We start from the raw sequence: 25,527 nt of genomic DNA on the forward strand, positions 1-25,527 counted from the left end.
GGACGTTAGATTGTCTATATTTTATGTTAGAGATGCTGACATACAGGCCAGAAAAAACAGAGGACACCAAAAAAGCGGGCCAGCAACCCGCTCTTTCTTAATCCTGGGAAAGATCGCCCTTCCCCATTTGCAATTGGTACATATTGTAATATTTACCCTTTTGGGCCAACAATTCGTCGTGCGTCCCTGCTTCAACGATCCGTCCCTTATCCAGCACTAAAATTTGGCTGGCATCGCGAATCGTGGAGAGCCGGTGGGCAATGGCAATGGTCGTACGGCCCTGCCGCAGCTTGCGCAGGCCGTCTTGGATCAACGTTTCCGTCTCGGTGTCGATATTGGCAGTCGCCTCATCCAACACCAGGATCTTCGGGTCCGCTGCCACAGTACGCGCAAAAGAGATCAATTGCCGCTGGCCGCTGGAGAATTGCGCCCCACCCTCGATTACCCGAGCGTGATAGGTGTTCGGCAATTTTTCGATGAACGAGTCAGCCTGAACGAATTCAGCGGCTTTCTTCACTTCATCATCTGAAATCTTGTCGTTGAACAAGCGAATGTTGAAGGCAATGTCCCCGTAGAACAGGAAGGAATCCTGAAGTACCAGACCTAATTTGCGGCGGAGTTCCTCAATCGGATAATCGCGAATATCCCGATCGTCAATCAGGATCTGGCCCTGGTAGAACTCATAGAAACGCATCATAACGTTGATGATCGAGCTCTTGCCGGACCCGGTGTGGCCCACCAGGCCGATGGTTTCACCCGGCTTCACGACAAAGTTGATGTCGTGGAGCACTTCGTTTTCACCGTCATAGGAGAAGGACACGTGGCGAAATTCTACTTTGCCTTCTTGGACGACGGCATCCGCACCAGGGTTTTGCTGCGGCGCCAATTCTTTATTATCGAGAATCCGAAATATCCGACTGCCAGCCACGACGCCATCCTGGAAGAACTGCAACTGATCCATCAGGTTGCCCAGCGGATTGAAGAAACTCTGAATGTAACTGGAGAAGACATACACAGTCCCTGCCGCGACCACTGCCGTCTCCGCCATGATCCCGAAATGAATCAGCACGGCCGTCAAGGCAAAGACGTAGATCAGATTCAGAAAAGAGGACAGCAGGAGCGAGTTAGTCTTGATCATAGCCCGGCGGGAATCCAAGTAATCTTTGTTCACGTCCTCAAATTCACTGTCGACCCGCTTCTGCTGCTCGAAGTTTTGGATGATCGAGACCCCTTCGATGGACTCGTTCAGCTTGGCGTTCAGCTCGGACAGCTTCGCCCGCATATGGCGATACACCTTTGAACTGTATCGGTTATAAAACCAGGTCGCCAGCAGCAGGATGGGAATGAACGCTGCAACGATCCAAGCCGCCGTTGGGTTATTGATATACATCGCCACCAGCGCTGTACCGATGGAGAAGATTCCCACCAGCAGGGACATAAACACGTTCCAAAAATCGGTGAGTGTCATGGTATCGTTAGTGACCCGGGAGACCACGGAACCGGCCGGAGTCAAATCGAAATAGCGCATGCCCAGGGTGTGCAGCTTGGCGAATAATTGCCGACGCACGTCTTCCATCGCCCGTTCAGCCCCCATGGAAAAGGTGAAGTTGCTGCCGAATTGGACAATGGCCTTCACGATCGTGCCCAGGGCATAAACCAACCCGGCGCCAAGGATCGTAGCCGTGGTCGCGTTATGTTTGGCCAGCGCGCCATTCATGAATTCCTGAATGACCCGAGGCAGCCAGATGTTGATAATGGCCAGAGCAAAGGACAGGATGATGGCGCTGATGAATTGCTTTTTGTAGTACTTCGCAAAACTCATCAGCCGGCCAGTAAGTTTCATCTGTTCTTTGACCGGAATATGCTGATTCCAAGCAGATTCGTAAGGATTCTTTGCGGCCATTACGCGTCACTCCTTTCCATTGATTGGGTGAGCTGCTGTTCTGCCCACATTTCGGCATACCAGCCGTGATCGGCCAGCAACTGGTCGTGGGTCCCGCGTTCAGTGATTCGACCATCATCAAGGACTAAGATCTCGTCGGCATGCATGACCGAACTGAGCCGCTGGGCGACGATGATCGTCGTCTTATTGGCTCGATCCTCTTGCAGACCGGATAAAATCTGTTCTTCAGTCTTGGCATCCACCGCCGACAGGGCATCGTCCATGATCAAAATATCTGGTTCAGCGATGACCGCCCGAGCAATGGAAAGCCGCTGCTTTTGGCCGCCGGACAGTGATACCCCTTTTTCACCCACCAGCGTATCGTACTGGTCAGCAAATTGGAGAATGTCGTCATGGATGGCACTGGTCTTGGCCGCCGCCTCCACGGCCGGCTGGTCCTTCTCATAAGCCGAGAAACGAATGTTATTCCGGATATCCGTGGAGAACAAGTAGTTGTCCTGAGGGACATAGCCGATGGCATTATGTAACGCCGCAAGCGTGTAATCCCGGATATCCCGGCCGCCGATCTTGATCACGCCGGTGTATTGGTCAAATTCCCGCAACAGCAGTTTGATGATGGTCGTCTTGCCGGCACCAACCCGGCCGACGATGCCTAACTGGCGGCCTTCTGGCAGATTGAAGCGAATATCCTGCAAGGTGACCTTGTGCGCGCCGGGATACGTAAATTGATCCAGGGCGTAATCAATGTTGGTATGGTGCAGTTTCGTAATGGCATTCGGTTTGTCGACGACTTCCGACTTTTCCTGAAGCAGTTCCTGCACCCGATCGTAACTGGCATTGCCCCGTTCAATCACGTTGAATAACCGGCCAATAGCGAACATCGGCCAAATCAAGGCATTGACGTAAGCGACGAAAGAAATCAGCGAGCCAATGGTAATGGTACCGGCATTAACCATGGTCCCGCCATAAATGATAGCAATCACATAAGTGGCGCCAATGATCAGACTCGTCACGGGATCAAACAGTGAATCGAGCCGATTCACGCGCTTGTTAATGAGAATTGTGCGGTCGACGATTTTATTAAAGTCGGCGACGTCCTCTTGATCTTGGCCAAACGTTTTGATGACTTTAATCCCTGAGACGGATTCCTGGGTTTTATCGTTCAATCGCGAAAACGCCGCCTGAGATTCAGAGAACGCCGCGTGCAGCTTCATACCCAACCGCCGCGCGGTGACCGCCAACAACGGCAGCGGAATAATTGCCACTAAAGTCAGCCGCCAGTCGACGAAGATCATCATCGCAATCAGGGTCGACCCGCCAGTGATGATTGAGTCGGCGAACGTTAAGATGCCCGCCCCCGCAACGTTTTGAATGGCATTCAAGTCGTTGGTGGCATGGGCCATCAAGTCCCCGGTCCGGTGACGTTGGAAGAAGGTATCGTCCATCTGCATGAAGTGCCAGAATAGCCGAGACCGCAACTGTTTTTCCAGGGTCGCTGCGCCGCCCCAAATCATATTCCGCCAAGCAAAGCGGAAGAGGTACTGGAAAATACCGGCGGCTAATAACAAGCCGATCCACCACCATGTCGCGTTGCCGGTGATGTGGCCCTGGTCGAAAAGATCGGCCAGAATCCCAATCACCCGGGGCGGCACCAGGTTCACCAGGGCGGTCCCCACCAAGGCTAAGACCCCGATCAGATATCGCTTCCGCTCCTGCTTAAAATACCAGCCCAGCTTTTTAAATATGCCCACTGGGACACCTCCGTTCGTTTACTGTTTTCTTAGAATGGACAGAACGGGACAAAGTCCGCAGCCAAAAAATGGCCGCAGTCTTTGTCCCGCGATAGTAGCCGCCTAGAAACAGGCGGCCAGAAGTTGGTTATTTCTTGCCTTCCTGTTGACGCATGGAGGCCATCATCTGATTGAGTTTCTTCTCAGATGGTTTCTGACCCATTTGCATCATCATCGAACGAAGCATATCTTCGTTGATGGGGGGATTATCTCGGAAATAATTTTTCATATACCGCCGCGCGCCGAAGAATCCTAGGACGGCTCCGCCGACAACTCCTAGAATAATCAACAACACTGCCAACCACATGGGCATCATGATGTACACCTCGCTTTTTCCAATACCTTAATAGTCTACACAAGTTTCTGGTAAATTAAAATAGCCGGTGAGCTTTTTTTAATCCTTCCGGATACCCTTTTCACGCTGGACCCGCTTGAGCTTATCTGGGGTCACTTCGTTGCCCTCTTCATCGATCACTTTCAAGTGCTCAATGGTCTGGCGGAAGCCGGCGCGGAAGTTGGCCAGGTAGGCTTCCCGCAGTTCGTGCTGTTCCCGCTCTTCATCGACGGTCAAGCCTTCCTTTTTTGCTTTGTGGGCCAGTTCGTTAATGCGCGCCAAGCGCTTTTCTTCTTCAGTTTGTTCTGCCATAAGAGATCGTCCTTTCTGGAAATCGTGCTTACTTTGATGGTACCACGCCGATTAATTTCTGAAAACAAAAAATGGCGTATGTTCTCACGAACGCTTGTTTGAAAACCTTCTCCAGTCTTGGTATACTTGGGGTAACACGAATAGATGAGGTGGCGTTATGGCCAAATTAGGAGAGAAACAAGCAGAAATTCTGCAGTACATTTATGACATGGTGAAGGACCGCGGGTATCCGCCGACGGTCCGGGAAATTGGGGCGGCGGTTGACTTGTCTTCCACGTCCACAGTGCATGGTCACTTGGACCGGCTGGAACGCAAAGGCATGATCAATCGCGACCCGACTAAACCGCGGGCAATTGAGATCACTGAGGACGGACTGGACGAATTGGGTGCGACCCGGGATCGAATCCCCTTGTTGGGTACTGTAACGGCCGGCGAACCGATTTTGGCCGTCCAAGAGGCCACCGAGTTCTTTCCGGTACCGCCTGATCTGCAAAACGATGGCGATTTGTTCATGCTGCAGATTCGCGGCGAAAGTATGATCAATGCCGGCATCCTCAGCGGCGACAAAGTCGTTGTTCGCCGCCAGCAATACGCGGATAACGGCGACATCGTCATTGCCATGACCGAAGAAAATGAGGCAACCTGCAAACGGTTCTACCGGGAGAAGGATCACTTCCGTCTCCAACCGGAGAACGACACTTTTGCGCCGATCATTTTGCAAGAAGTGACGATCCTCGGCAAAGTCGTTAGTCTGTATCGCGAACACGTTTATTAAATCGATGAGTCTGTTGGCTGTTAGCACCCCCGGTGCTAGCGGCTTTTTTAATTCATGCGGACCCGTTTAACGGCGTAGCGGCCCTCCGGCACCGGCATTTCTGCGTACGGTGCCCGTTCGAGAATCGCCACGAAACCCGCCGCCCGTTCCGGGGTCGAAAAGACTCGGAGCAAACGGAATACTGGCTCTTTTTTCGCCGTATCAGCGTAATAGACAACATATACAAATCGTTGGGCCATGAGTTCCCTGCTTTCTTTTATCTTCCATAAAAAAAACAAACGCGTCCTGCTCCCCATCAATTCGGAAGCAAAACGCGTTTGTACGGCGTGAATTAGACGCGCGGCTTCTCGGTAATCCGAGCAGCCTTGCCCCGCAGTGCACGCAGGTAGTACAGCTTCGCCCGACGGACACGGCCGTGGCGAATGACTTCGATCTTCGCAACACGGGGAGAGTGCAGCGGGAATGTCCGCTCTACACCAACACCGCTGCTGATCTTACGAACCGTGTAGGAAGCACTGATGCCAGTGCCCCGGCGCTTGATTACGACGCCTTCGAAAAGCTGGATACGTTCCCGCGTACCTTCGACGATTTGGGCGTGGACCCGCACCGTATCACCGGCACGAAAGTCGGGAATGTCATCGCGCAATTGTTTTTGCGTAATTGATTGAATTAATGGATTCATCAAAATTTCTCCTTATTCCGGTATTCATGCGCCTGATCCCTCGCAGCGGAATATCGTTGCTGTTGTGACACACAATCACAGGTTAAAACTATAGCATAGATTCGGGGTGGGCGCAATGCAGTTACCAATGAAGCAAGTCGCGCAACCCGCTGAGCACAAGCAGCTCAGGGGCATGGAACAAAAGTCCTCCAAAAACGCCGTGCCAATGCTCCGCAACCTCCGGCAAAATTGGGCTGGAACGTGGTGACGGCGCTTTGAGCCCGCAAAAGCCGCGGTCTCAAAGTCGCCTAACCACATCAGCGGCAAAGCCGCTGTGTGGTTTCCACCACTGAGCCCATTTTGCCTCCGGTTGCTACGTATTGGCACTAGGTACATTTGTAATTTGAGTTTTGGTTCACGCCCAATAATAGCGAACACAACAGCAATGAATATTAGTAGCCGTAAACACCGCGAATCAGGGCGACCATGCTTTCCCTCTACTCAGTCAGCGACCAACCACACGGGGTCCAGGTTGGTCGCTGACTGAGTCCGGACTGACCTTGTTCTGGACCGCGCACAGAATCATCCAAACGCCCAAGAGCAGAATCGGCACCGTTCCCAAGTATTCGGACTGGAACGCGGGTGGCAGCGGCCATTTTATCGTGACGATCCCAACAACCGCCAGCACAATCAATGGTACCCAATACAGCCATCGGTTGCGCCGGTCGTAAATGCCAAAAACGAAACTGGTAATGAACACCGCAATCAAGAGCAGGCCAATAATCAAACCAATCAGAAGAATAATCAAAAGGTCGCGTTGCGCACTTTTTGTGTTGCTTGTGCTGATGGGTACGCTGATGAAGGGGAACGCCGCGTTGAGTGTGTAGAACGCACCATAGACGGCGTACAAAATACCCATGACCAACAGCCGAATTTTGTTTTTCTGCATCACAGATACGCTTCCTGCCGCTTACCAGCGGCTACCAAGCCAGCAGTTATCAAAAAGTCCCACACTCAAGAAAAGTATACGGTGCGCCAGGACAAATCGTCAATGGAAACGCTTCAGCGCCTATTGATTAGGCGTGTGCTGCCACCGATGTACCAGAGATAACCCGGAGTAAACAACGATCGGCAGCAAGCAGTAAAGATATCCCAGCCAGGATACATAACCATTGACCAGACGCACCAGTGCAATCAAAACCACGCTGGTGACAATGCCCACGATCGGCAGCAACCGATAATAGCGGGCCACATTTTCCGCCGGTGTGCCCTTCTTCTCCCGTTGGCTAAGAAAAATCATTGTTGCGCCCAGAACCGCCGCCACTACTGGCAAGCCATAGTCCAAGACCATCTCGAACTCAGTTTCCAACGCACCATGAAGCAATAGAATAACGGCTAACAAAATCGGAAAAATCAGATAAATGCCTGCATGAGTGCGGTCGCGGACCGCGGCGATAATCGTCGCGATCGGCAAAATGACCAGCAGCGCCCCGCCGATCAACAAGCTCAAGATAAACACCGTGCTGCTGCCGTGTTGGGCAGGAATCAGCAGCACGAAAGCAATACTGAAAATCAGTTCAAGAATACCCACGATCCGCATCTGCTTGTTCATTGACATTTCCTTTCCCCAAAACAATCTAACGCGCGGGAGCCATGACTTTATGTGCTCCCCGACGCCAGATAATAATTATGGAAACACCGAGGAGAATTGTAAAAATCGGATACCCGTAAGTAAACAGCGGCACCAACACACGATTGTTATACAACATCATCTCGGCCACCATCATGAGAATCCAGGTAACTGGGAAAATGGCATACAGACCAGCATGTTTGCGATCCAGAAAAACGGCCACTACATTATAAATGAGCAGTCCCCAATTCAATGCCGCCCCGGTAAGAAATATGGCCAGGTCAAAGGAGAAACGACCACCGTCATAGGAAAGCAATGGCGACAGAGTAAACCCGACACCGTGCAAAACTTCTAGAATACCAATAACGACTAAATGCTTTTTCGTTGGAACCACTACCCTTTGATAAGGTCGAAACACCCCCAGACCATTTTTCTTCTACTGTTTAGAATATGCATCACTGAAAGATAGAGTCAAGGGATGTGACAAGATTATCACACAAAAAAAGCAACTGCCCATTAGCAATTGCCCGTGCCACTACTTGTCTGTATTCTGTCGTTTACTGTCCCAATGATTAAGAAACCGGGCCAGTACCCCGAGCAAAAAGATAATCAGCACGATGTAGATGCCCCAATTTCTCGGTGAATTCAAGCCCAGGATGACCAAAGCAAAAGCCACCGCAAAGATTGCGGCAAACGACAGCTTCTGAAATACCGATTTGAATTGCATCCCCGAATTGTCAAATTAAGTGCAACAGTGAAGACTCATCCATGTGAATTGGTTTAGGTAGTGGGCAGGGATTCCTCCAGGCCCAGGGGGGAGGCCTGGAGCGCCGCGATTGCGCTGCGGTATCCAAGGCACTTCCTTAACCGGTGGTTTAAGACATCTTGGATCTTACGAATCTTCTCCTTAGAGACTTCCCATAGTGATTGACCCTTTGGAATGAATTCTCGAATCAAGCCGTTGGCATTCTCGTTACTGCCACGTTCACTGGGTGTATAGGGATGGCAGTAGTAGATCTTTGTTCCTCTGAGTTGGTCCAAGAGGGCGAACTCAGAACCGTTGTCGAAGGTGATGGAGTGGAATAGATAAGGATCATGTGTGTTCAGAACGTATTGCATGGCCTCTAAGCAAGTCCGGGCGTGATAGTTTGGGATCTTGTAGATCAGCTCATAACGTGTGACACGTTCTGTCAGGGTGAGTAATGCTGGTTGGTCGGCAGAACGCTTCCCCTTCACCAGGTCGCCTTCCCAGTCACCAACAAACCAGCGGTTATTGATTTGTTTGGGCCGCTTGTCGATGGACGTTCCAGCGATGCGTTTATTCTTACGCGCATGACTACGGCCTGGCCTTTTCTCGCGACGCCGCAACTTCTCAGGCAGATCCATGTTGGTCACTGACAACAGTCCGGCATCAATGTAGCGATACACGGTCGGCGTTGAGGGGCACGAACGATTAGGCCAGAGTTGCTGGAACTGATGCACGTACCCATCAATACTTTGTTCACGATACGCATGCTTCTTGATCTGAGCGGTCAGCCAGTTAAAGAAGTAGGTACACTTCTCCAACATGCTCTTGGCGTGGGAATGGGTCTGTCGTTCTTCGTGTTGTCGTTGGGCAGCATCAAAGAAGTAATCCTTGTAGTAATGATAATTCGAATCCCGTTGCTGGACTCGGCCGCGCTTAAGCTCACGGCTTACCGTACTAGGGGAATGATGGATGATGTGTGCAATATCGCGAATGGAATATTCATGGGAGTGCCAAAGCGCATCAATTATTCCGCGCTCGCCCTCTGTGAGTTGAGTGTACGAGCCGAGACTGTTAGACTGATTGTGGGTCATGAAGGTCACCTTTCTTGGTAGTTTAGTCGCTTCAAGGATAGGTCTTCATGGCCTATTTTGTTAAATCAACCCGGTCGATTGGTCTAACTCAATCGGTGTTGCACTTCAATTTTAAATCCGGCATTTGAATTGCATCAAAATCGTCACCTTACCAACGCGGAATAATGAACCAGCGCACTGCTGTGAGGACGTGCTTGAAGCACGCAGATAATCATCATGCTTCCCAGAACCAACATCATGAGCGGTACGCCGACCGATAGAGCAGTACTGCCTCGCCAAATCAAGTTAACTACCAGGCCAACACCCAAAAGCAGCAAAGGAGCCCAGTAAAACCAGTGTTTCCGGAGCTCAAAAGTACCATAAACAACTCGGACAATGACGAGCCGCGCCATCAGCATGAGTACGACGACCAGCGTGCTGAACTGCATGAGGAGAAAACTCACGCCCAGGCCAATTTGATAGTGGGCTGCAAGAAACGGTTCAAATGCGGGCATGATGACGTAATACAGCCCAAAGACGACGAAAAAGATACCCAACACAAGCTGCTGCACCTTATTGCTTTTCATTGGATCAACCTGCTCTCTGCCGTTGCTAACGTCCGACAAACCAGTATCGACTATCATTTTAGACATTCAAATTATGCGGCAACGCTACCAGCAGCGTCAATGAAAACGCATTATTGGTCGCCAACCTCGTGCGTATTTTCTTCTTCCTTAATCTCCCGCAACAGCTCGCGCCCCATCTTATCCAGCGGATAGTCCTGCAACAAATCCGGCCGGCGTTCCAGAGTGCGGCGCAACGCCTCTTTATACCGCCAGCGCCCAATCTTGCCGTGGTCGCCATTCATCAGTACCTCCGGCACCTTCATCCCCCGATATTCCGGCGGGCGGGTGTATTGGGGATATTCCAACAAACCCGTCGCAAAGGAATCGGTGATCGGTGAATCTTCATTGCCCAGCACACCAGGCAGCAGGCGCACGGTGGCGTCAATCATGGTCATGGCGGCCAGTTCCCCGCCGGTGATGACAAAGTCGCCCAGCGAGGCCTCCTCGGTGACCAGCGCGTGGATGCGTTCATCATAGCCCTCGTAGTGACCGCAGATAAAGACGAGCTGCTCGCTTTGGGACCACTCATCGGCCACCGTCTGGTTAAACTGCCGCCCGGCTGGATCCAGCAGGATCACCCGGCGCTTGGGCAGCTTGGGCAGGGCATCCATGGCCTCATAAATCGGTTCCGGCTTCAGCAGCATGCCGGCCCCGCCGCCATAGGGCGTATCATCCACGTGCTGGTGTTTATCGTGGGTGTAGTCGCGAAAGTTTACGACGTTCAGCTGCCACAATTCCTTCTCCAGGGCTTTGCCCAATAGGGACTGATGCAAGGTGGCGAACATATCCGGAAACAGGGTCAACACATCAACGCGCATCTTACCGCATCCCTTCCATTAACTCGACGTACACTTTACCCGCAGCCAAATCAACGCGATGCACGACTTGGGGGATGTAGGGAAGCAACAGGTCCGGTGTCCCAGGTTTAGCCACCACCCATACGTCGTTAGCCCCTGGGGAGAGGATCTCGCGCACGGTGCCCAGCTCTTCGCCGGTCTCTTCTTCAAGGACGGTTAACCCGATGATCTGCCGGTAATAGAATTCACCTTCAGCTAAGTCACCCTGTTCAGCGTCAGAAACAAAGAGTGTTTGCTTCTTTAGCGGTTCGGCGTCATTGATCGAATCGATGCCGACAAATTTCAACAGCATGAACTGCTTATGCGGCCGCGCACTTTCAACAGTGACCGGTGTGGCGGCTGTCGCAGCGGACTGGCCGACAACCAGCTGGCTGCCAGGTTGGAACCGTTCCTCGGGAAAGTCGGTCACGGTTAGGACCCGGACTTCGCCTTTGATGCCCTGGGTATTGACGATTTCGCCGACCCGGAATAATTGCGTCATTTTTCTCTGCTTTCTAAAACGTACTCAAATGTATACACATCTGATCTATGGTGGCACTTTAGATTTAGATCATCAAGAGTACAGTGTGTTTAGTCAATTTCGTAATTGCCGGCACCCCCGTCTGATTGGGTCAGACGAGTATGGAGCACACAATGCTGACTAGAAATCATCTCTGAACGGTTTCCCATTCCGGCGTAAGCCCCGCCGCATACTGAATCAAGTTTTGCACAGCGTTATCGTCTCGGTCAATGACAAGACCGCACTCGTAACAGCGATATACGTCATGCTGGTGATAAATGCTGTCGCCTTGGAGCGTCATCTTACCGCCATAGCTTTCCTTGGTTTTGATGCAGCCGCAGTTTGAACAGCGCTGGGTCGACGGGAAGAAACGATTGGCGATCACCAAATGACGATGATGCCAAGCCGCCTTGTACTCGATTGCTGTGCGTAAGCGGCGAAAGAGCCCGCGCTGAAGGCCTTTGACCTTTTTATCGTCCATCATCATCCCGTGGACATCCAAGTCCTCCAAACAAGGAACGGGATAATTCTTGATGATCATGTGGCTGAAGTTATGGATCAGATCGTCCTGCAAGGCGTGCACCTGTTCATAGGCGCGGTTCATCTTCGCTGTGATCTGCTGATAGGTCTTGGATCGGTAATCACCAGGGTTTCTCCGCCGCTTCCTGTTCAGATACTTTTGGTAATACTTGATGCGTTGATGCAGCGCCGCCATCCGCGGGGTGAAGGTATTGATATCCCCGCCGTTCCAGCGAATGTGGCCTACGTTCACATCAATACCGACGATGTCCCAGCAGTCGTAGAAAGCCGGTCGTGGAGTATCTTCAACCAATACATTGACACTGGCGTAGAACTTTTTTCCGCGCTTGGTTATCGTCACGGTTTTGATCTCGCCAGTAAAACGTAAAGTCTCCGCCATTTTGATAGCGCCGAACCGATGGCTGGCTGCGTGCGGCCGATCCAGAGTTAGAAACTTGCCGGTAATAACCGCCCGATCCGTCGTAAAGCTTTGCTTGGGATTCCACTTATGATGGAACTTAGGCTTGTGAGCGTCCGGCATAGCGGGATTGAAGAAATTCTGCCAAGCTTGATGCAGCCGATGGACAGCGGTTTGAAGCACCCGGGCTGAAAATTGATACTGCCAGTCGGTTTTGTTTTTCACCAGCTCGTCTCGAACTTTGTATTCGCTGGGACGCCGCTTCTTGTCCTTCATGGCTAATGAAGCGTTGTACATGTCATTCCATGCCTCCAAGCCTTTGTTCCAGCAAAAGCGGTTGTAGTCCATCAACTCGGCAATGACCGTAGTCATCTCGGCGTTGGGATAGATCCGTATCTTGTGTGTTTTGATTGGCATTCGATTCACCACCTTATATTTCAAGGATACCGAATCGAATGTGTGTTTGTCTCCTTCCGTGCTCGGCTGCTTCGAATCAAGATTCATCCAGAGAAGCTGTATTACGTGATAAAAAACGCCCAGGATCTTGATGGCCCTTGATTATCGATGCTTACATTTGATCCTTTAATCAGCAATCATTCCGCTCCTCCTTAATATTCAAAAAAACGGGCAGCCGCTTGGGCAACCCGCTCCATATTATGAATTCTGATCGACAATGTTCAACCGGACCCGCTTGTCGTAAGGGCTGCGGACGGAATAAACGATCGTGCGAATAGCTTGCGCAATGCGGCCTTGTTTGCCGATTACGCGACCGACATCGGCGTCGGCCACTCGTAAATCGAATTCCATGAAGCTCTCGGTCTCCCGGCGGTTGATCTGAATCGCGTCCGGTTCATTGACCAAAGGGGTCACCAGAGAACGAATCAAATGTTCGATATCTACCATACGCCTTACTTCTTAGCGAAACGGGCTTCGTGGTACTTCTTCATGACGCCTTGAGTCGATAACAAGTTACGAACGGTGTCAGAGGGTTGCGCACCCTTTTGCAGCCAGTCCATGATCTTGTCTTCTTCGATCTTCAGGGTCTTCGGTTCAGTCAACGGGTTGTAGTAACCAACTTCTTCGATGAAGCGGCCGTCCCGCGGTGAACGTGAATCAGCAACGACTAAACGGTAAAATGGCTTACGTTTCGAACCCATGCGCGTCAAACGAATTTTAACGGACAATGAATCCACCTCCTTGAGTTATTAACAGGGAATACTATATCAAGAAAACGACGGGCTGTAAAGAGGTTTTTCTTGACAGGGTAGAAATCTGCCTATTTATGCGTCTTAAACCGCTTCACGTTCTTCAGCCGCTTCTTCTTGTTCTTCTTCGTCTTGCGGGCCATGGAGCGCATGGCCATTTGGCCCAGCTTGCCTTGCACGCCGCCGCCGAACATGCCCTCCATGCCGCTCATGTTGCCCTTGGACATCTTCTGCATCATTTCCTTGGACATGTTGAACTGCTTGATCATCCGGTTCACTTCTTGAACGCTGCGGCCGCTGCCGGCTGCGATCCGGCGACGCCGGGACGGGTTCAGCAATTCCGGCTGCTCCCGCTCTTGGGGCGTCATGGAATAGACAATGGCCTTCAGGTGGTCAATGTCCTTATCGCCGATATTCAAGTTCTGAGCAGCTGGATTATTGGCCAGACCAGGAATCATCTTCATTAAGTCCTGAACGGGACCCATATTCTGAATCTGGCCCATCTGATCCAGGAAATCATTGAAGTCAAAGGTGTTTTCCCGCATCTTTTCGGCCATTTTTTCAGCCTGGTTGGCATCATAGTCCTTTTGGGCTTTCTCGATCAGGGTCATCATGTCGCCCATGCCAAGAATACGGTTGGCCATCCGGTCGGGATAGAAGACATCCAGATCTTCCAGCTTTTCACCCTGCCCCGTGAACTTGATCGGTTTGCCGGTGACAGCGCGAATCGACAGCGCTGCCCCGCCCCGAGTATCGCCATCCAGCTTGGTCAGGACAACGCCGGTAATGTCCAATTGGTCATTGAACCCTTTGGCCAGCTCGGTTGCGTTTTGCCCCGTCATGGCATCGACCACCAGCAGAATTTCGTCAGGGTGGGCCAACGCTTTGATCCGTCCCAGTTCGTCCATCAACTGCTCATCGATCTGCAATCGGCCGGCGGTATCGATCAGGACGTAGTCGTTCTTTTGCAGCGCCGCTTGATCCAAGCCGGCTTTGACAATATCCACCGGATCGTGGTCGGTGCCTTGTTCAAAGACCGGCACATCGATCTGTTTACCCAGCGTGACCAGCTGATCGACAGCGGCCGGCCGATAAATATCCGCTGCAATCATCAGCGGGCGAGCATGTTCTTCGTTCTTCAGCTTCAGCGCTAACTTGCCAGCGGTGGTTGTTTTACCAGCCCCCTGGAGCCCGACCATCATGATGATCGTGGGGATATGGGGTGACTTATTCAGCGGGACCGCGGTGTCCCCCATGACTTTCGTCAGTTCCTCGTTAACAATCTTCAAGACTTGCTGCGTGGGCGTCAGGGAATCGAGGACGTCAGCGCCCAAGGCGCGTTGACGCACCGTGTTCACGAAGTCCTTGACGACGGTGAAGTTAACGTCGGCTTCCAGTAACGCCAGCCGCACTTCCCGCATCATATCGCGGACGTCGCTCTCGGTGATTTTCCCCTTTCGTCGTAATTTGCTGAAAGCATTTTGGAGTCGTTCAGTTAATCCTTCAAAGGCCAATGAAATCGTTCCTTTCTCGTTTAACGGGCCAGGTGCTGCTGCAGCGCAGTCACCAGCGTTTGGAGCTGTGTATCGGTCGGGTAATGAACCGCCGCATACTGCTGCAAGGCCGTCGCCGCGTCATCCAACCCGGTATATTGGGCCAGCAGATGCAGCTTGGCTTCATATTCTTCCAGGAGCTTGCCAGTCCGCCTGATATTATCATACACGGCTTGACGAGAAACCGAAAATTCCTCAGCAATCTCCCCCAGGGACAGGTCGTCGGCGTAATACAGCTCGATGTAGCGGCGCTGTTTCGCCGTCAAGAGGTCCCCGTAAAAATCAAACAATTCATTCATCCGGAGCGTTTTGATCAGCTCCGCGTCATCATGGGCTTCCGTCATTGGACGATCAGTTCCTTGAACAGGCCGTAAACAAATTTATTCGGGTCAAAGTCGGCTAAGTCGCCCATCTTTTCGCCCAAACCGACCAGTTTCACCGGCAGATGCAGTTCGTTGCGGATGGCTAAGACGATGCCGCCCTTGGCGGAGCCGTCCAGTTTGGTCAGCACGATTCCCGTGACGGCAGTCGTCTTGGTGAATTCCTTGGCTTGATTCAAGGCGTTTTGCCCAGTGGTGGCATCCAGCACCAGCAAGACCTCTTGCGGGGCCTCTGGCAATTCCCGGGTAATGATCCGTTTGATTTTAGCCAATTCGTTCATTAAATTAACCTTGTTCTGCAATCGGCCGGCCGTATCCACCAGGACGATATCGGCCTGGTGCTCCTTGGCCTGGTGCACCGCATCATAGACGACCGCGGCCGGATCGCTTTCCGCGGGACCGGTCACCACCGGTACGTGAACGCGGCGGCCCCATTCCACCAGCTGTTCTGTGGCCCCGGCCCGGAAGGTATCTCCAGCGGCCAGAATCACGTGCTTGCCCGCCTCCTGGAAACGGTGAGCGAGCTTGCCGATGGTCGTCGTCTTGCCGGCGCCATTGACCCCGACGAAGAGAAAGACCGTCGGCGTCCCGTCGGTGGCAAAGTGCAGACTATTGTCTTCACCCTGGCCCGCATCGCCGTATAGATCAACCATTTTTTCCACGATAGCCTGGGCCACATCGGACTTCTTCTTCACGTTGCGCAGCTTGACCTCGTCCCGCAGTTCATCAGTGATCTGCATGGCGGTTTCAAAGCCAACATCCGCTTCGATCAGGGTCTCTTCCAGATCATCGAAGAAGGCATCGTCCACGGAACGGAAGCGGGCCAGAAAGTGGTTCAAGCGGTCGCCAAAAGAGGTCCGGGATTTGGCCAGACCTTTGTCGTACCGTTCTAGAGTATCCTCTTCAGTAGCCGGCGCCTCATCCGTTTCTGCTTCAGCAGAAGCCGCCTCGGGCACCGCCGCACTGGCTGAAGTTTCTGCCGACTCTGGGGCCGCAGACAATGATTCAGCCATTGATTCCGGCGCTGCTGAAACACTCGCCGCGGCCGACGCAACGGTTGAAGCCGATGCGTCGGTGCTTGATTCAGCCGCCGTACTGGCCGCACTGATACTGGCAGCCGCTGAGGCGCTGCTTTCGGCTGCACTCTCAGTATTTTCGGCACTCGCCGACGCGGCCGCCGATGCCTTTTCTTCTTCCGATTCGTGGCCGCCAAAGGCCTTGCGCAGGCGATCAAAAAGTCCCATGCTCACAAACAACTCCTTTATGAATTAGCGAATTCCTTCAATGATACAGACACCATCTTCGAGACCCCCGACTCCTGCATCGTAACGCCGTAAAGACGATCCGCGGCAACCATGGTGCCCCGCCGGTGGGTAATGACGATAAATTGCGTATGCTTCTGATACTGCTGCAGGAAGTGGGCAAACCGGTCGATATTGGCATCGTCCAGAGACGCTTCCACTTCATCCAGCACACAAAACGGTGCCGGCCGCACTTGCAGAATGGCAAACAACAAAGTGATGGCAGTCAGCGCCCGTTCCCCGCCGCTGAGCAGAGACAGCTGCTGCAATTTTTTACCCGGCGGCTGGGCCGTGATGTCTACCCCAGTGTGCAGCAAGTCATCGGGCAAGGTCAATGTTAACTCGGCCGCACCGCCGCCGAACATGATCGGGAAAATGCGGGCAAAGGCCTTGGCTACCGCTTGGAAGGTCGCCAGGAAGCGATCTGCTACGGCACTATCCATTTCGTCCATCGTGGTTTCCAGCTGTTTCTTGGCGGCGAGCAAATCATCTTGCTGCTGCTGTAAGAAATCGGCCCGCTTTTGCAGCCGTTCCTGGTCGGCAATGGCATTCAGGTTCACTGGGCCTAACTCATCAATGCCCCGTTTCAGCAGTTTCACCCGCTTCTGCGTTGCCGGCAATTCGAAATCCGCTGGCAAATCAGCCTGGACCGCTTCGTAGCTCAACGAGTAATCTTCACTGAGCGATGCCAGACGGGTGTTGGTCTGGTTTTTCAACCGGTCCACTGCCACGGCGACGTCTTCTTGCTCCGCCAGAGTCTGGTGACGCAATTCCTGGTCCCGATCCACTTGGGCTTGAGCGGCACTGACCGCACCGGCCGCTTTGGCCTTATCCTGCTGCCAGGTCTTGATCTGTTGTGAATAGTGATCGATCGCACCCGTCAGGTCGGTGATATCCGCCTGCAGCGCGGCCGTATCGATATGGCTCGTCGGCGCATCCTTAGCAGTTAAGAAATCCGTCAATTGCTGCACCTGAGCGATCAGTCCAGCTTGTCGTTCCTGGGCCGTGGCCACCTGCGTGTCCAGCCGGGCCTTGGTCTGGCTCAGCTGCATTTCCGTGTCCCGCAGAGTGCTGAGCCGCTCTGATTTCTCGGATTGAGACAGTTCGGCCGCGTTGATCTGATCAGTCACCGCGGCGGTCTGCTGCTTGAGTGCCGCCAGCTGATCGGTAACCCGCGCCAATTCAGTTTCCCGGTCCTGCTGCTCGCTCGTCAGCTCCTGGCGCTGCTGCGCTTGTCTGTCCTGCTGTTTCGCCAGCAGGCTGCGCTGCTGCGCTGCCAGGGCATCCTGTTCATGCAGCCGGTGGTTCTCCTCCTGCTGCTCAGCCAGTGTTGTCCGAAGCTGACTCACCTGAGCCTGCTGGGCTGTCCGGTCGTCGCTCAACCCCGCCAGTTTGGTCTGTAATTCCTTAATGGCACTCTGCCGCTTATCCAGTTCCGCGGACATTTGTTTGACCTGATCGGCCAGCTTGTCTGTTTCCGCCCGCCGGGCCAAGACACCGCTTTGGTTGCGCTTGTTGGCCCCGCCGCTCATCGAGCCGCCGGGGTTGATCAGGTCGCCGGCCAGCGTGACGATGCGGTACCGGTGCTGACTGGCCCGGGCAATCGCCACGGCTGTATCCAAATCTTGGGCGATCAGCAGCTGGCCCAGCAGATTATCAATAATATTGCGGTAGCGGTCCAGCGTATCCACCAAACTGCTGGCGACCCCGATAAACCCAGGCATCGTCTGCACAGTGGCCAGCACATTGGCGGGGATCCGGCGCGGCTGAATCACATTCATGGGCAAGAACGTCGCCCGACCGGCATGGGCTTGTTTGAGATAATTGATGGCTTGGGTGGCACTGCGCTCCGTGTCGACCACGATATTTTGCAACGCCCCGCCGGCAGCCATTTCGATGGCGGTCGTGTAATCGGCCGGTACTTTGATCAGTTCGGCTACTGCGCCGTGAATACTGGCCAGATGCGCTTTGTTTTGCAGCACCGCCTTGGCGCCGGCGTAGAACCCGCCATAGTCTTCGTTGATCTCCTGCAAAGACCCCAAACGGGCCTTGGCTTGTTGATAAATCTCCAGCGCAGCATACCATTGCTTTTGCCGCGCATCCAATCGCTCTTGACCGATTTGGTGGTTATGCTCGGTGCCCGCCAATGTTTCCTCCGCAACAGCCAAAGCCTGCTTGGCGGCAGATAAATCTTGATCGCTTTTGGCCAACGCTGCCGGTACTGCAGTGGCCACAGCTTCCAGCGGGGTATCTTCCCCCAGCCGAGCCAGCTGCTTCTTGATCTCACCAAGCGCGTTACGGACAGTTGCTTGCTGCTGCAGTGCGTCCACCGTTTGGGCGCGCAAGTCCGTTAGCTGCTGCTGCAGTTTGTCCTTGCCGGCATCGTCGCCGTTGGCCAACCGGTCTTGAGCAGTCTGGTTTTCAGCCAGCGCCGCGGTCTGCTTGGCCAATTCCGCCTGCTGGGTAGCCAGCGTCTTCGTCACCGCTGCCAGCTCAGCTTTAGCCTGGGCCAGTGCCTCTTGCTTCTCCGCCCGGGTCGACGCCGCGTAATCGGATTGCTGCTGGGCAAGCTTCAACTGACCGTTTTTCTGCTCCAATTGTTTGCTGTTGGCCAACAAGTCTTCTTGGGCAGCCGTCAAGCGCTCATCCAGCGTGGCGACTTCGTTTTGATTGGTCGCCAAATCAGCCTGACCGGCCTTGATAGCCGCCTCCAGCTTAGCTTGGGTCCCTTTCAATTCAGCCAAGTGGTCAGCTTGGGCCGCCTGCTGCTGGGTCAGCGTCGTGATTTCACCAGCCAGGACAAATTTGTTCAGCTTGTCATATTCGCTCTTTTGATTCTGGTAATCCCGGGCGATGGACGCCTGCTCGGCCAGCGGCGCCAGCTGCTCCTTGATCTCGTGGGTAATATCGAAGACCCGGTTCAAGTTGTCCATGGTCGTGGCCAGTTGGCCCTCAGCCTGTTTCTTCTGGACTTTATACTTATAAACTCCGGCAACCTCTTCAATCAGATCCCGCCGAGTCTCCGGCTTCGAGTTTAGAATTTCATCCACCCGTCCCTGGCCGATGATCGCAAAAGAGCCTTTGCCCAGCCCCGAATCCATGAACAGATCAGTAATATCTTTCAGCCGGCAAACCTTGCCATTGATGGCATATTCACTGGTGCCGTCCACATACAGCGACCGTTTGACCACCAGTTGGGGCAAATTGGACTTCAAGGCATGATCATGGTTGTCGAAGACCATCGTCACTTCCGCCATGTTGACGGCCGGGCGCAATTCCGTTCCGGCAAAAATCACATCCGCCATCTGATTGCCCCGCAGACCCTTGGCCGACTGCTCGCCCATGACCCAGCGCATGGATTCAGAAAGGTTGCTCTTACCGGACCCATTGGGCCCGACGATCCCCGTGATACCCGGCGAAAATTCGATGGTGGTCGTATCCGCAAAGGATTTGAATCCCTTCAGTTGTAGGCGCGTTAAACCCATGCTCGTGCGCATTCCCTTCTAAAATAAAACTACTGTGCCTGCTTAGCCTGCGCCTTCAACAGCGTCAAAGCCCTCTTGGCCGCGTCCTGCTCAGCCGCCTTTTTACTACGGCCTTCGCCCCGAGCCAGTTCCTGACCATCCACGGTCACGGCCACCGCAAACTTGCGCTCATGGGCCGGGCCTTCTTCATCGAGTAAACGATACTGAATCGCCACTGGGCCATTCTTTTGCAGGTACTCCTGTAAAAACGTCTTGTGATCGCTTGCCGCGGAAAATTCCCCCGCCGCAATCTTCGGAAACATGATCTGCTCCAAGAACTTCACGACCGCATCTTTGCCTTGGTCAAGATAAAGCGCACCGTTGAAGGCTTCAAAGGTATCTTCCTGCAACGTGTGCCGTTTGCGGGCACCAGACTGCTCTTCTCCTTTACCAAGACGAATATACTTGTCAAAATGGGCTTCCCGAGAAAACATCGAAAAACTCCGCGTGCACACACTCGCCGCCCGCAACCGCGTCAGCTCACCCTCCGGCCAATCCGGATAACGCTTGTACAAATACTCCGACACTGTCAATTCCATGACCGCGTCACCTAAAAATTCCAGTCGCTCATTATCCCGCAACCCCAGTTCAGGATGCTCATTCGCATACGACGAGTGGGTGAAAGCCTCATCCAACAGACGCAAGTTCTTGAACTCGATCCCGTACCGGTCGCGCAACTCAGAAACAAATGCTGCATCGACCATTCGTCTATTCCTCCTATTATCATCATTAATTTTCAATGTTTCCATTATAAGGGAACGGGGAGCGGAAAAACAGGGGCGGAGGACTGAGAGGACACAAAAAGGCCCTGGTAACTAGACCAGGGTCTAAATTTAGTCTGTATTCAAACCTGGCAATGGCCGACGTACCACAAATCGATGCCAGAGTAAAAAGAATACGCCAACAACCAAACCAATAAGTAAACCGTAAACGTGGACATCATCCCCTACGTCCGCCGTCGGATTGATCAACCCACCAGTGATCACTGCCGATATTGCGTATGGAATGTTACGAAACACGAGAAAGTAAAATATGGCTTTGGTCCCTGTCGCAATATTCTTGGCGAAAACCGTTGATATTAATCCGGTCCCCAGTATTGCGTAGCCCATCCCGGAGGCACCGATACCCACGCTGAATGAGAGAGACACCCCTTCACTGCATGTCAAGGTCACGATTGACCGGATCAAAGACGCACCAAATCCACCGAGTAGGATAGCAAACAATGCCCGGCCATGTCCGAAAAATCGCTCAACAACGAGTCCACTAATGGCAACCCCAATCAAGTTTCCAACAAGATGGCCGATACTTTGTTGTAGAAACGAATAAATTAACATCTGCCTCACGGCTGAGCCAACTGAGTCAATCTCATTGGGTAATCCCAGCGATGCGAGTGCCTCACGGTTCACCATGTTGGACTGATCTAAGCCCCCACTAACGATTACTTCGATGACAAAAAAAGCAATGAGGACAACGTCCAAGCCGATTGTCACCCATGGAACAGACGGTAACTTCTTCAAAGCAACACGGCGAAGTTGCCGCTGCTTTCGCATGACTGCAAAAGCAGCGATACCGCCAGCGAGGATCATCGCTAAACTGAGCCAAGTCACAAAATCAATCTGTGCATCAGTATCCAGCGGCAACGATCGCACTACCCACGAATAACCAATAACAGACGCGCTGGCCTGCAGCCAGGCCGGACAGGATCGGCCTTGCCACACGCCAACGATTGAAATGCCCACCAGGACCAAGATCATCCATTGAAGCATAACGTATTGAAAATGATTAGCCACGCTAATGTATTGAATGATCGTATAAGTGCCACCTACGATCAAGAAAAACCGTCGATGGCCCAAGAAATGTTCTGAATAGGTTCCCAATGTCAAAATTCCGAAGAAGAATTCGGCCACAGTTGCTAATTCTCTGCCCGCTGGAAATAATAACGGCCCAACCAATGGCACCATTGTACCCAAGCGATAAGGGCTTGTCGTCTGGAAATTATTGGTTTTGCCAGTAAGCAACGCCAGCGCTGCCCAAGCCAGCAGGGCTAGACCCAGGTATCCCAAAGTCGCCCACGGCGGTACCGCCTTGAACCATTGCACTGACTGGAGCACGCTGTGTGCACACCATACGCCAAAGGCAGTGCCCGGTAACACCCGACTTAGGATCTCTGCAATGAGCCACACAAGACCAATCGTAACCAGCACCAGGGGCAAGAAGCCAAGGGCCGGTGGCCAAATAATCATCAACAGAAAATAACCGCCAACAAACACGGCCTCAATCCTTAACATCCGTTCATCCCAGATACGAGCAGTTAAAATTCCCTTAGTCTTTGTAGAGATGGGTGTCTGCTTGCCCGGGAGAGTACCCCGCACACTCTTGGTGGTCGTACCATCTGAACGATGATGGCCAGTTAGTTTTCGTTCAGCGGCAAGCAGGTCTTTCTCTGTTGCACGCGATACCTTCAACAAATGCCTTTCAAAAGCCATAGCCGTCCCCCCGATGAAAAGGTCCCCTTATAGGATCACTTTCCCGACCACAATATTATCCGAAAGGTACATCAGGGACAGGTGCTGGTGTGTTCAAATTAATAACATCAATCCAGTGGCCGCCCCAAATCAAAGTACACAGTATCGTGGCCAATCCGATCCACAGCGCCAAATTAACGAAAAACGTCCATAACACATGCCCGCGTTTGGTATTCTGGCTAAGATAAACAAACACCCAACGGAGCACGCTGGGAAACCAACGATTCCAACCCACACCAACACGGCAGTGGCCGCCCGGTCCAAAAGTCTAGTGACAGTCGGCCCAAGTGACGGATAAAATAGCATGATGCCCAGATAGGCAACAAACCAAACGATTGAAAAAAACTGCAGTCCAACAATCCAACGGTGTTTAGAAACCTGCGCCTGTTGCATGATGCTCTCCTCCTTAGAACTTCTTTCTAATACACATACCAATTTAACTTGACGCAACTATAGCACTTTGTAAGCGGTCGTTGACATAGGTATCGTGACCCGGTGCAGGCCTCCTTGTAAACTTGGTTTATCAAGTAAACAAGGAGGCCTTTCATGGTTCAAATCAAAGATATCGTGCCGATCCAGGTGACCGACCGGTCGCCGAAGCCGCTGGTCAAACCGCAGGTTGCAGCACGAGTGAAGCTCAAGGACGCCGAGGTCGTGTTTTACACCGGTGTTGACCGGGCAATTCTGCACGTGGTGCTCCAGGAGTTGACAGGCAATGTTCCCCAATATCCAAGAGCTTAACATCTATATCATTTGCGGAAAAACGGACCTGCGCAAAGGAATCGACGGTTTGGCCGCTTCCTTGCGGGAGCTGTACGGCGAAGACGAAGTGCCTTATGATCACTCGCTGTTCTTATTCTGCGGCAGTCAGCGCGATCGGTTCAAGGCTCTGTACTGGGACCGCAGTGGGTTTGTTCTTTACTACAAACGGTACGAGAACGGCCACCTGCAGTGGCCGCGAACGCGCTCTGAGGTGCAGCATCTCAGTCATTACCAGCTGAAGCGATTGATTACTGGTCTAAGTATTCAAGAGCGGCGTACCATTCATGATTTCAAGCCAGGATATACCAACTAATTGAGGAGGAGAAGCCATAATTTATTGGCATCTCCTCTTTCCTTCGCCGTATAAAACATGATATAATCCATTTATTATATTTATTGGATGAACACCGATTGGTAGACACAAAAGATGCAGTGCGATTGGTGGACGCTTCGCCAGAACAATTACGCACCGCACTGCAGAATTCGATAAATGAAAATCAGGACCTCCGGGAACAGATCGCCGTCTTGAAGCGCATGTTGTTCGGTCGGCGCCGGGAATCAAGCGATAACCTGCCGGATGGCCAGACGAACCTGTTCAATGAGCACATCATCACCGGTGAAGAACAAATCATCATCGACAAGCTCACCGGTGATGACCGCAAGGTCGCCAAGAAGAAGCTCAAGAAAGCGACACGGACCAAGAGCACCGACTTGAACAAGCTGCCGCTGGACGAGCAGGATTGCCTGCTCGAAGGTGAGGAGCGCAAGTGCCCGGTCTGTGGTGAAGAGATGCAGGATATCGGCCGGTCGAAAGTACGCGAAGAAGCAACCTTGATTCCGGCACAGCTCCTGCACACAATCGTCTATCGGCACACCTACGCGTGTCCTAACGGCTGCTTGAATCAGCGCGGCAACCAGTTCCTTAAGAAGTCCGATGTGCCTCGCCCAGCCATACCGCATAGTCCAGCTTCTTCAAGCGTCTTGACCGAATCCATCATGGCTAAGTTTGCCTACAAGATTCCGGACAACCGGCAAGAACGCTTGTGGCACAGTCGCGGGGTCGATTTCACCCGGCAATCAATTGCCAACTGGCACATCAAGGCGTCAGAAGGCTACCTGGAGTCCCTATACAAGCTGATGCACCGAGATCTGCTGGCTCAAGACGTTATCCATGCGGACGAAACGCCCTACCGGGTGTTGGATCTAAAGAAGGCGCAGACCTATTACTGGGTCTACACGTCCAGCAAGCACAGCGCCCACCAGATCGTCATGTATGAGCACGGTAATAGCCGCGGTTACGAGGAAGCTGCCCGGTTCCTGGCCGGCTACGAAGGCTACCTGCAAAGTGATGCCTACGCCGTTTACCCTAATTTGCTTGGGGTCACCAATGTCTTCTGCTGGGCTCACGTGCGTCGTAAGTTTGACGAAGCCGTGACCGCCGGAGACAAGGGGCTGGCCCCAACGGGCCGCCAGTATTGCAATGATCTCTTCCAATGGGAAAAGAAATGGCAAGACTTGTCGGCTGATGAACGTCAAACCCAGCGCGAACAACGACTCAAACCTGTCATGGATGCGTTCTTCGCTTGGCTGGTCTCGTTGGACGGCAGCTATCTGCCAAAATCCAAGGTGGGCAAAGCCATCACCTATGCGTTGAAGCATGAGGCTGGCTTGCGGGCAGTCCTGTTGGACGGCCGACTTGAACTATCGAACAACCGGGCCGAACGCGCCGTCAAAGAACTGGTCATCGGTCGTAAAAATTGGCTCTTCTCACAGAGCAAATGCGGCGCCGTAGCGACGGGCATCTTATTAAGTGTGCTCAAAACTGCAGAGATAAATCACCTCGACCTTCGTCAATACTTGAACTATTTGTTTGCGGCATTACCTAATTTGCCGGTGCCCGGGGACTTGACGGTCCTACAGGACTATTTACCCTGGTCACCGAAAGTGCAGGAGATCTGCCACGAATAAATAATTCGAGTACAGCAGTGGCGCAATCCTTATGTTAGAGGGTTGCGCCACTTTTTCATATACGCCTGTTTAACGACCTCTTACTGTGTACTTGATGACTCAAGCATACAAGGAGGTTACGGCGCGAACCATATACCCGTTTAACGACCGCTTACATTTCAACGACC

The 25,527-nt window shown here is 52.7% G+C and carries 27 protein-coding genes; 4 read left to right on the forward strand and 23 right to left on the reverse strand.

What is annotated here, in order from left to right; translation table 11 throughout:
* Positions 1–97: 97 nt before the first annotated feature.
* From FMM01_RS05255 to FMM01_RS05270, 4 genes are all read right to left on the reverse strand, one after another.
* Positions 98–1,903, reverse strand: a complete 1,806-nt coding sequence (locus tag FMM01_RS05255; protein ID WP_150391844.1) for an ABC transporter ATP-binding protein — start codon at positions 1,901–1,903, stop codon at positions 98–100.
* Positions 1,903–3,654 (reverse strand): ABC transporter ATP-binding protein, encoded by a 1,752-nt coding sequence (locus tag FMM01_RS05260; RefSeq protein ID WP_150391845.1) that lies wholly within the window; start codon positions 3,652–3,654, stop codon positions 1,903–1,905. The genes FMM01_RS05255 and FMM01_RS05260 overlap by 1 nt, the downstream gene beginning before the upstream one ends.
* A gap of 127 nt (positions 3,655–3,781) precedes the next feature.
* Positions 3,782–4,006, reverse strand: coding sequence for a YneF family protein (locus tag FMM01_RS05265; RefSeq protein WP_150393241.1), 225 nt, complete (start codon positions 4,004–4,006; stop codon positions 3,782–3,784).
* Between the two features lie 81 nt (positions 4,007–4,087).
* Positions 4,088–4,339, reverse strand: a complete 252-nt coding sequence (locus tag FMM01_RS05270) for a DUF896 domain-containing protein (protein ID WP_150391846.1) — start codon at positions 4,337–4,339, stop codon at positions 4,088–4,090.
* A 157-nt stretch (positions 4,340–4,496) separates the two neighbouring features.
* Between FMM01_RS05270 and lexA the strand changes: the two genes are divergently transcribed.
* Positions 4,497–5,114, forward strand: coding sequence for a transcriptional repressor LexA (gene lexA, locus FMM01_RS05275; RefSeq protein ID WP_027827693.1), 618 nt, complete (start codon positions 4,497–4,499; stop codon positions 5,112–5,114).
* Positions 5,115–5,161: 47 nt separating this feature from the next.
* Here the strand turns inward: lexA and FMM01_RS05280 are convergent, their stop codons facing one another.
* The 19 genes from FMM01_RS05280 to FMM01_RS05375 all read right to left on the reverse strand — a co-directional run bounded on the left by FMM01_RS05280 (position 5,162) and on the right by FMM01_RS05375 (position 22,591).
* A complete protein-coding gene (locus FMM01_RS05280; protein WP_027827692.1) occupies positions 5,162–5,353 on the reverse strand; it encodes a hypothetical protein in 192 nt (63 codons plus the stop codon).
* Positions 5,354–5,445: 92 nt separating this feature from the next.
* Complete coding sequence (rplS, locus tag FMM01_RS05285; protein WP_027827691.1) at positions 5,446–5,796, reverse strand: 50S ribosomal protein L19; 351 nt, start codon at positions 5,794–5,796, stop codon at positions 5,446–5,448.
* Between the two features lie 484 nt (positions 5,797–6,280).
* The gene (locus tag FMM01_RS05295) at positions 6,281–6,724 is read right to left on the reverse strand and encodes a hypothetical protein (RefSeq protein ID WP_150391848.1); all 444 of its coding nucleotides are present in this window, start codon (positions 6,722–6,724) and stop codon (positions 6,281–6,283) included.
* A gap of 120 nt (positions 6,725–6,844) precedes the next feature.
* Positions 6,845–7,387, reverse strand: coding sequence for a hypothetical protein (locus tag FMM01_RS05300; RefSeq protein WP_150391849.1), 543 nt, complete (start codon positions 7,385–7,387; stop codon positions 6,845–6,847).
* Positions 7,388–7,412: 25 nt separating this feature from the next.
* Positions 7,413–7,799: a hypothetical protein gene (locus FMM01_RS05305; RefSeq protein WP_150391850.1), complete on the reverse strand. Its 387-nt coding sequence runs from the start codon at positions 7,797–7,799 to the stop codon at positions 7,413–7,415.
* A gap of 141 nt (positions 7,800–7,940) precedes the next feature.
* Positions 7,941–8,132, reverse strand: a complete 192-nt coding sequence (locus FMM01_RS05310) for a hypothetical protein (protein ID WP_150391851.1) — start codon at positions 8,130–8,132, stop codon at positions 7,941–7,943.
* A gap of 53 nt (positions 8,133–8,185) precedes the next feature.
* A complete protein-coding gene (locus tag FMM01_RS05315) occupies positions 8,186–9,244 on the reverse strand; it encodes an IS30 family transposase (protein WP_056989697.1) in 1,059 nt (352 codons plus the stop codon).
* A gap of 143 nt (positions 9,245–9,387) precedes the next feature.
* Positions 9,388–9,810 (reverse strand): hypothetical protein, encoded by a 423-nt coding sequence (locus tag FMM01_RS05320; RefSeq protein ID WP_150391852.1) that lies wholly within the window; start codon positions 9,808–9,810, stop codon positions 9,388–9,390.
* Between the two features lie 110 nt (positions 9,811–9,920).
* Positions 9,921–10,667 carry a tRNA (guanosine(37)-N1)-methyltransferase TrmD gene (trmD, locus tag FMM01_RS05325; protein ID WP_150391853.1) on the reverse strand — a complete coding sequence of 249 codons (747 nt, stop codon included), beginning with the start codon at positions 10,665–10,667 and terminating at the stop codon, positions 9,921–9,923.
* A 1-nt stretch (position 10,668) separates the two neighbouring features.
* Complete coding sequence (rimM, locus tag FMM01_RS05330) at positions 10,669–11,187, reverse strand: ribosome maturation factor RimM (RefSeq protein WP_150391854.1); 519 nt, start codon at positions 11,185–11,187, stop codon at positions 10,669–10,671.
* A gap of 166 nt (positions 11,188–11,353) precedes the next feature.
* Positions 11,354–12,559, reverse strand: coding sequence for an RNA-guided endonuclease InsQ/TnpB family protein (locus FMM01_RS05335; RefSeq protein WP_190973458.1), 1,206 nt, complete (start codon positions 12,557–12,559; stop codon positions 11,354–11,356).
* A gap of 237 nt (positions 12,560–12,796) precedes the next feature.
* Positions 12,797–13,045, reverse strand: a complete 249-nt coding sequence (locus tag FMM01_RS05340; RefSeq protein ID WP_027827684.1) for a KH domain-containing protein — start codon at positions 13,043–13,045, stop codon at positions 12,797–12,799.
* 5 nt (positions 13,046–13,050) lie between these two features.
* Complete coding sequence (gene rpsP, locus FMM01_RS05345) at positions 13,051–13,326, reverse strand: 30S ribosomal protein S16 (protein WP_027827683.1); 276 nt, start codon at positions 13,324–13,326, stop codon at positions 13,051–13,053.
* A gap of 92 nt (positions 13,327–13,418) precedes the next feature.
* Positions 13,419–14,861: a signal recognition particle protein gene (ffh, locus tag FMM01_RS05350; RefSeq protein WP_150391856.1), complete on the reverse strand. Its 1,443-nt coding sequence runs from the start codon at positions 14,859–14,861 to the stop codon at positions 13,419–13,421.
* Between the two features lie 20 nt (positions 14,862–14,881).
* Positions 14,882–15,244, reverse strand: coding sequence for a putative DNA-binding protein (locus FMM01_RS05355; RefSeq protein ID WP_063515417.1), 363 nt, complete (start codon positions 15,242–15,244; stop codon positions 14,882–14,884).
* Entirely contained in the window at positions 15,241–16,524 is a 1,284-nt protein-coding gene (gene ftsY / locus FMM01_RS05360; protein WP_150391857.1) for a signal recognition particle-docking protein FtsY, read from the reverse strand. The genes FMM01_RS05355 and ftsY overlap by 4 nt, the downstream gene beginning before the upstream one ends.
* 17 nt (positions 16,525–16,541) lie before the next feature.
* Entirely contained in the window at positions 16,542–20,066 is a 3,525-nt protein-coding gene (gene smc, locus FMM01_RS05365) for a chromosome segregation protein SMC (RefSeq protein ID WP_190973459.1), read from the reverse strand.
* Positions 20,067–20,095: 29 nt separating this feature from the next.
* Positions 20,096–20,809 (reverse strand): ribonuclease III, encoded by a 714-nt coding sequence (gene rnc, locus FMM01_RS05370; protein ID WP_027827678.1) that lies wholly within the window; start codon positions 20,807–20,809, stop codon positions 20,096–20,098.
* A 129-nt stretch (positions 20,810–20,938) separates the two neighbouring features.
* The gene (locus tag FMM01_RS05375; RefSeq protein ID WP_150391859.1) at positions 20,939–22,591 is read right to left on the reverse strand and encodes a rhomboid family intramembrane serine protease; all 1,653 of its coding nucleotides are present in this window, start codon (positions 22,589–22,591) and stop codon (positions 20,939–20,941) included.
* 585 nt (positions 22,592–23,176) lie between these two features.
* On the opposite strand from FMM01_RS05375, the gene FMM01_RS05380 reads away from it, so the two are divergent.
* From FMM01_RS05380 to tnpC, 3 genes are all read left to right on the forward strand, one after another.
* A complete protein-coding gene (locus FMM01_RS05380) occupies positions 23,177–23,371 on the forward strand; it encodes a hypothetical protein (protein WP_027827606.1) in 195 nt (64 codons plus the stop codon).
* Complete coding sequence (gene tnpB, locus FMM01_RS05385; protein WP_146995656.1) at positions 23,346–23,705, forward strand: IS66 family insertion sequence element accessory protein TnpB; 360 nt, start codon at positions 23,346–23,348, stop codon at positions 23,703–23,705. Before FMM01_RS05380 ends, tnpB begins: the two co-directional genes overlap by 26 nt.
* 98 nt (positions 23,706–23,803) lie before the next feature.
* Positions 23,804–25,360, forward strand: a complete 1,557-nt coding sequence (tnpC, locus tag FMM01_RS05390; protein WP_150391860.1) for an IS66 family transposase — start codon at positions 23,804–23,806, stop codon at positions 25,358–25,360.
* Positions 25,361–25,527 lie beyond the last annotated feature (167 nt).

Source organism: Schleiferilactobacillus harbinensis (assembly GCF_008694105.1).
Taxonomy (GTDB): domain Bacteria; phylum Bacillota; class Bacilli; order Lactobacillales; family Lactobacillaceae; genus Schleiferilactobacillus; species Schleiferilactobacillus harbinensis.

Coding starts and splice junctions, on each gene's coding strand:
- FMM01_RS05255 (WP_150391844.1), bottom strand. CDS start 1,903: ATGGCCGCAAAGAATCCTTACGAATCTGCTTGGAATCAGCATATTCCG.
- FMM01_RS05265 (WP_150393241.1), bottom strand. CDS start 4,006: ATGCCCATGTGGTTGGCAGTGTTGTTGATTATTCTAGGAGTTGTCGGC.
- FMM01_RS05270 (WP_150391846.1), bottom strand. CDS start 4,339: ATGGCAGAACAAACTGAAGAAGAAAAGCGCTTGGCGCGCATTAACGAA.
- lexA (WP_027827693.1), top strand. CDS start 4,497: ATGGCCAAATTAGGAGAGAAACAAGCAGAAATTCTGCAGTACATTTAT.
- FMM01_RS05280 (WP_027827692.1), bottom strand. CDS start 5,353: ATGGCCCAACGATTTGTATATGTTGTCTATTACGCTGATACGGCGAAA.
- rplS (WP_027827691.1), bottom strand. CDS start 5,796: ATGAATCCATTAATTCAATCAATTACGCAAAAACAATTGCGCGATGAC.
- FMM01_RS05295 (WP_150391848.1), bottom strand. CDS start 6,724: ATGCAGAAAAACAAAATTCGGCTGTTGGTCATGGGTATTTTGTACGCC.
- FMM01_RS05300 (WP_150391849.1), bottom strand. CDS start 7,387: ATGAACAAGCAGATGCGGATCGTGGGTATTCTTGAACTGATTTTCAGT.
- FMM01_RS05310 (WP_150391851.1), bottom strand. CDS start 8,132: ATGCAATTCAAATCGGTATTTCAGAAGCTGTCGTTTGCCGCAATCTTT.
- FMM01_RS05315 (WP_056989697.1), bottom strand. CDS start 9,244: ATGACCCACAATCAGTCTAACAGTCTCGGCTCGTACACTCAACTCACA.
- FMM01_RS05320 (WP_150391852.1), bottom strand. CDS start 9,810: ATGAAAAGCAATAAGGTGCAGCAGCTTGTGTTGGGTATCTTTTTCGTC.
- trmD (WP_150391853.1), bottom strand. CDS start 10,667: ATGCGCGTTGATGTGTTGACCCTGTTTCCGGATATGTTCGCCACCTTG.
- rimM (WP_150391854.1), bottom strand. CDS start 11,187: ATGACGCAATTATTCCGGGTCGGCGAAATCGTCAATACCCAGGGCATC.
- FMM01_RS05335 (WP_190973458.1), bottom strand. CDS start 12,559: ATGCCAATCAAAACACACAAGATACGGATCTATCCCAACGCCGAGATG.
- FMM01_RS05340 (WP_027827684.1), bottom strand. CDS start 13,045: ATGGTAGATATCGAACATTTGATTCGTTCTCTGGTGACCCCTTTGGTC.
- FMM01_RS05355 (WP_063515417.1), bottom strand. CDS start 15,244: ATGACGGAAGCCCATGATGACGCGGAGCTGATCAAAACGCTCCGGATG.
- ftsY (WP_150391857.1), bottom strand. CDS start 16,524: ATGGGACTTTTTGATCGCCTGCGCAAGGCCTTTGGCGGCCACGAATCG.
- smc (WP_190973459.1), bottom strand. CDS start 20,066: ATGGGTTTAACGCGCCTACAACTGAAGGGATTCAAATCCTTTGCGGAT.
- rnc (WP_027827678.1), bottom strand. CDS start 20,809: ATGGTCGATGCAGCATTTGTTTCTGAGTTGCGCGACCGGTACGGGATC.
- FMM01_RS05375 (WP_150391859.1), bottom strand. CDS start 22,591: ATGGCTTTTGAAAGGCATTTGTTGAAGGTATCGCGTGCAACAGAGAAA.
- FMM01_RS05380 (WP_027827606.1), top strand. CDS start 23,177: ATGGTTCAAATCAAAGATATCGTGCCGATCCAGGTGACCGACCGGTCG.
- tnpB (WP_146995656.1), top strand. CDS start 23,346: ATGTTCCCCAATATCCAAGAGCTTAACATCTATATCATTTGCGGAAAA.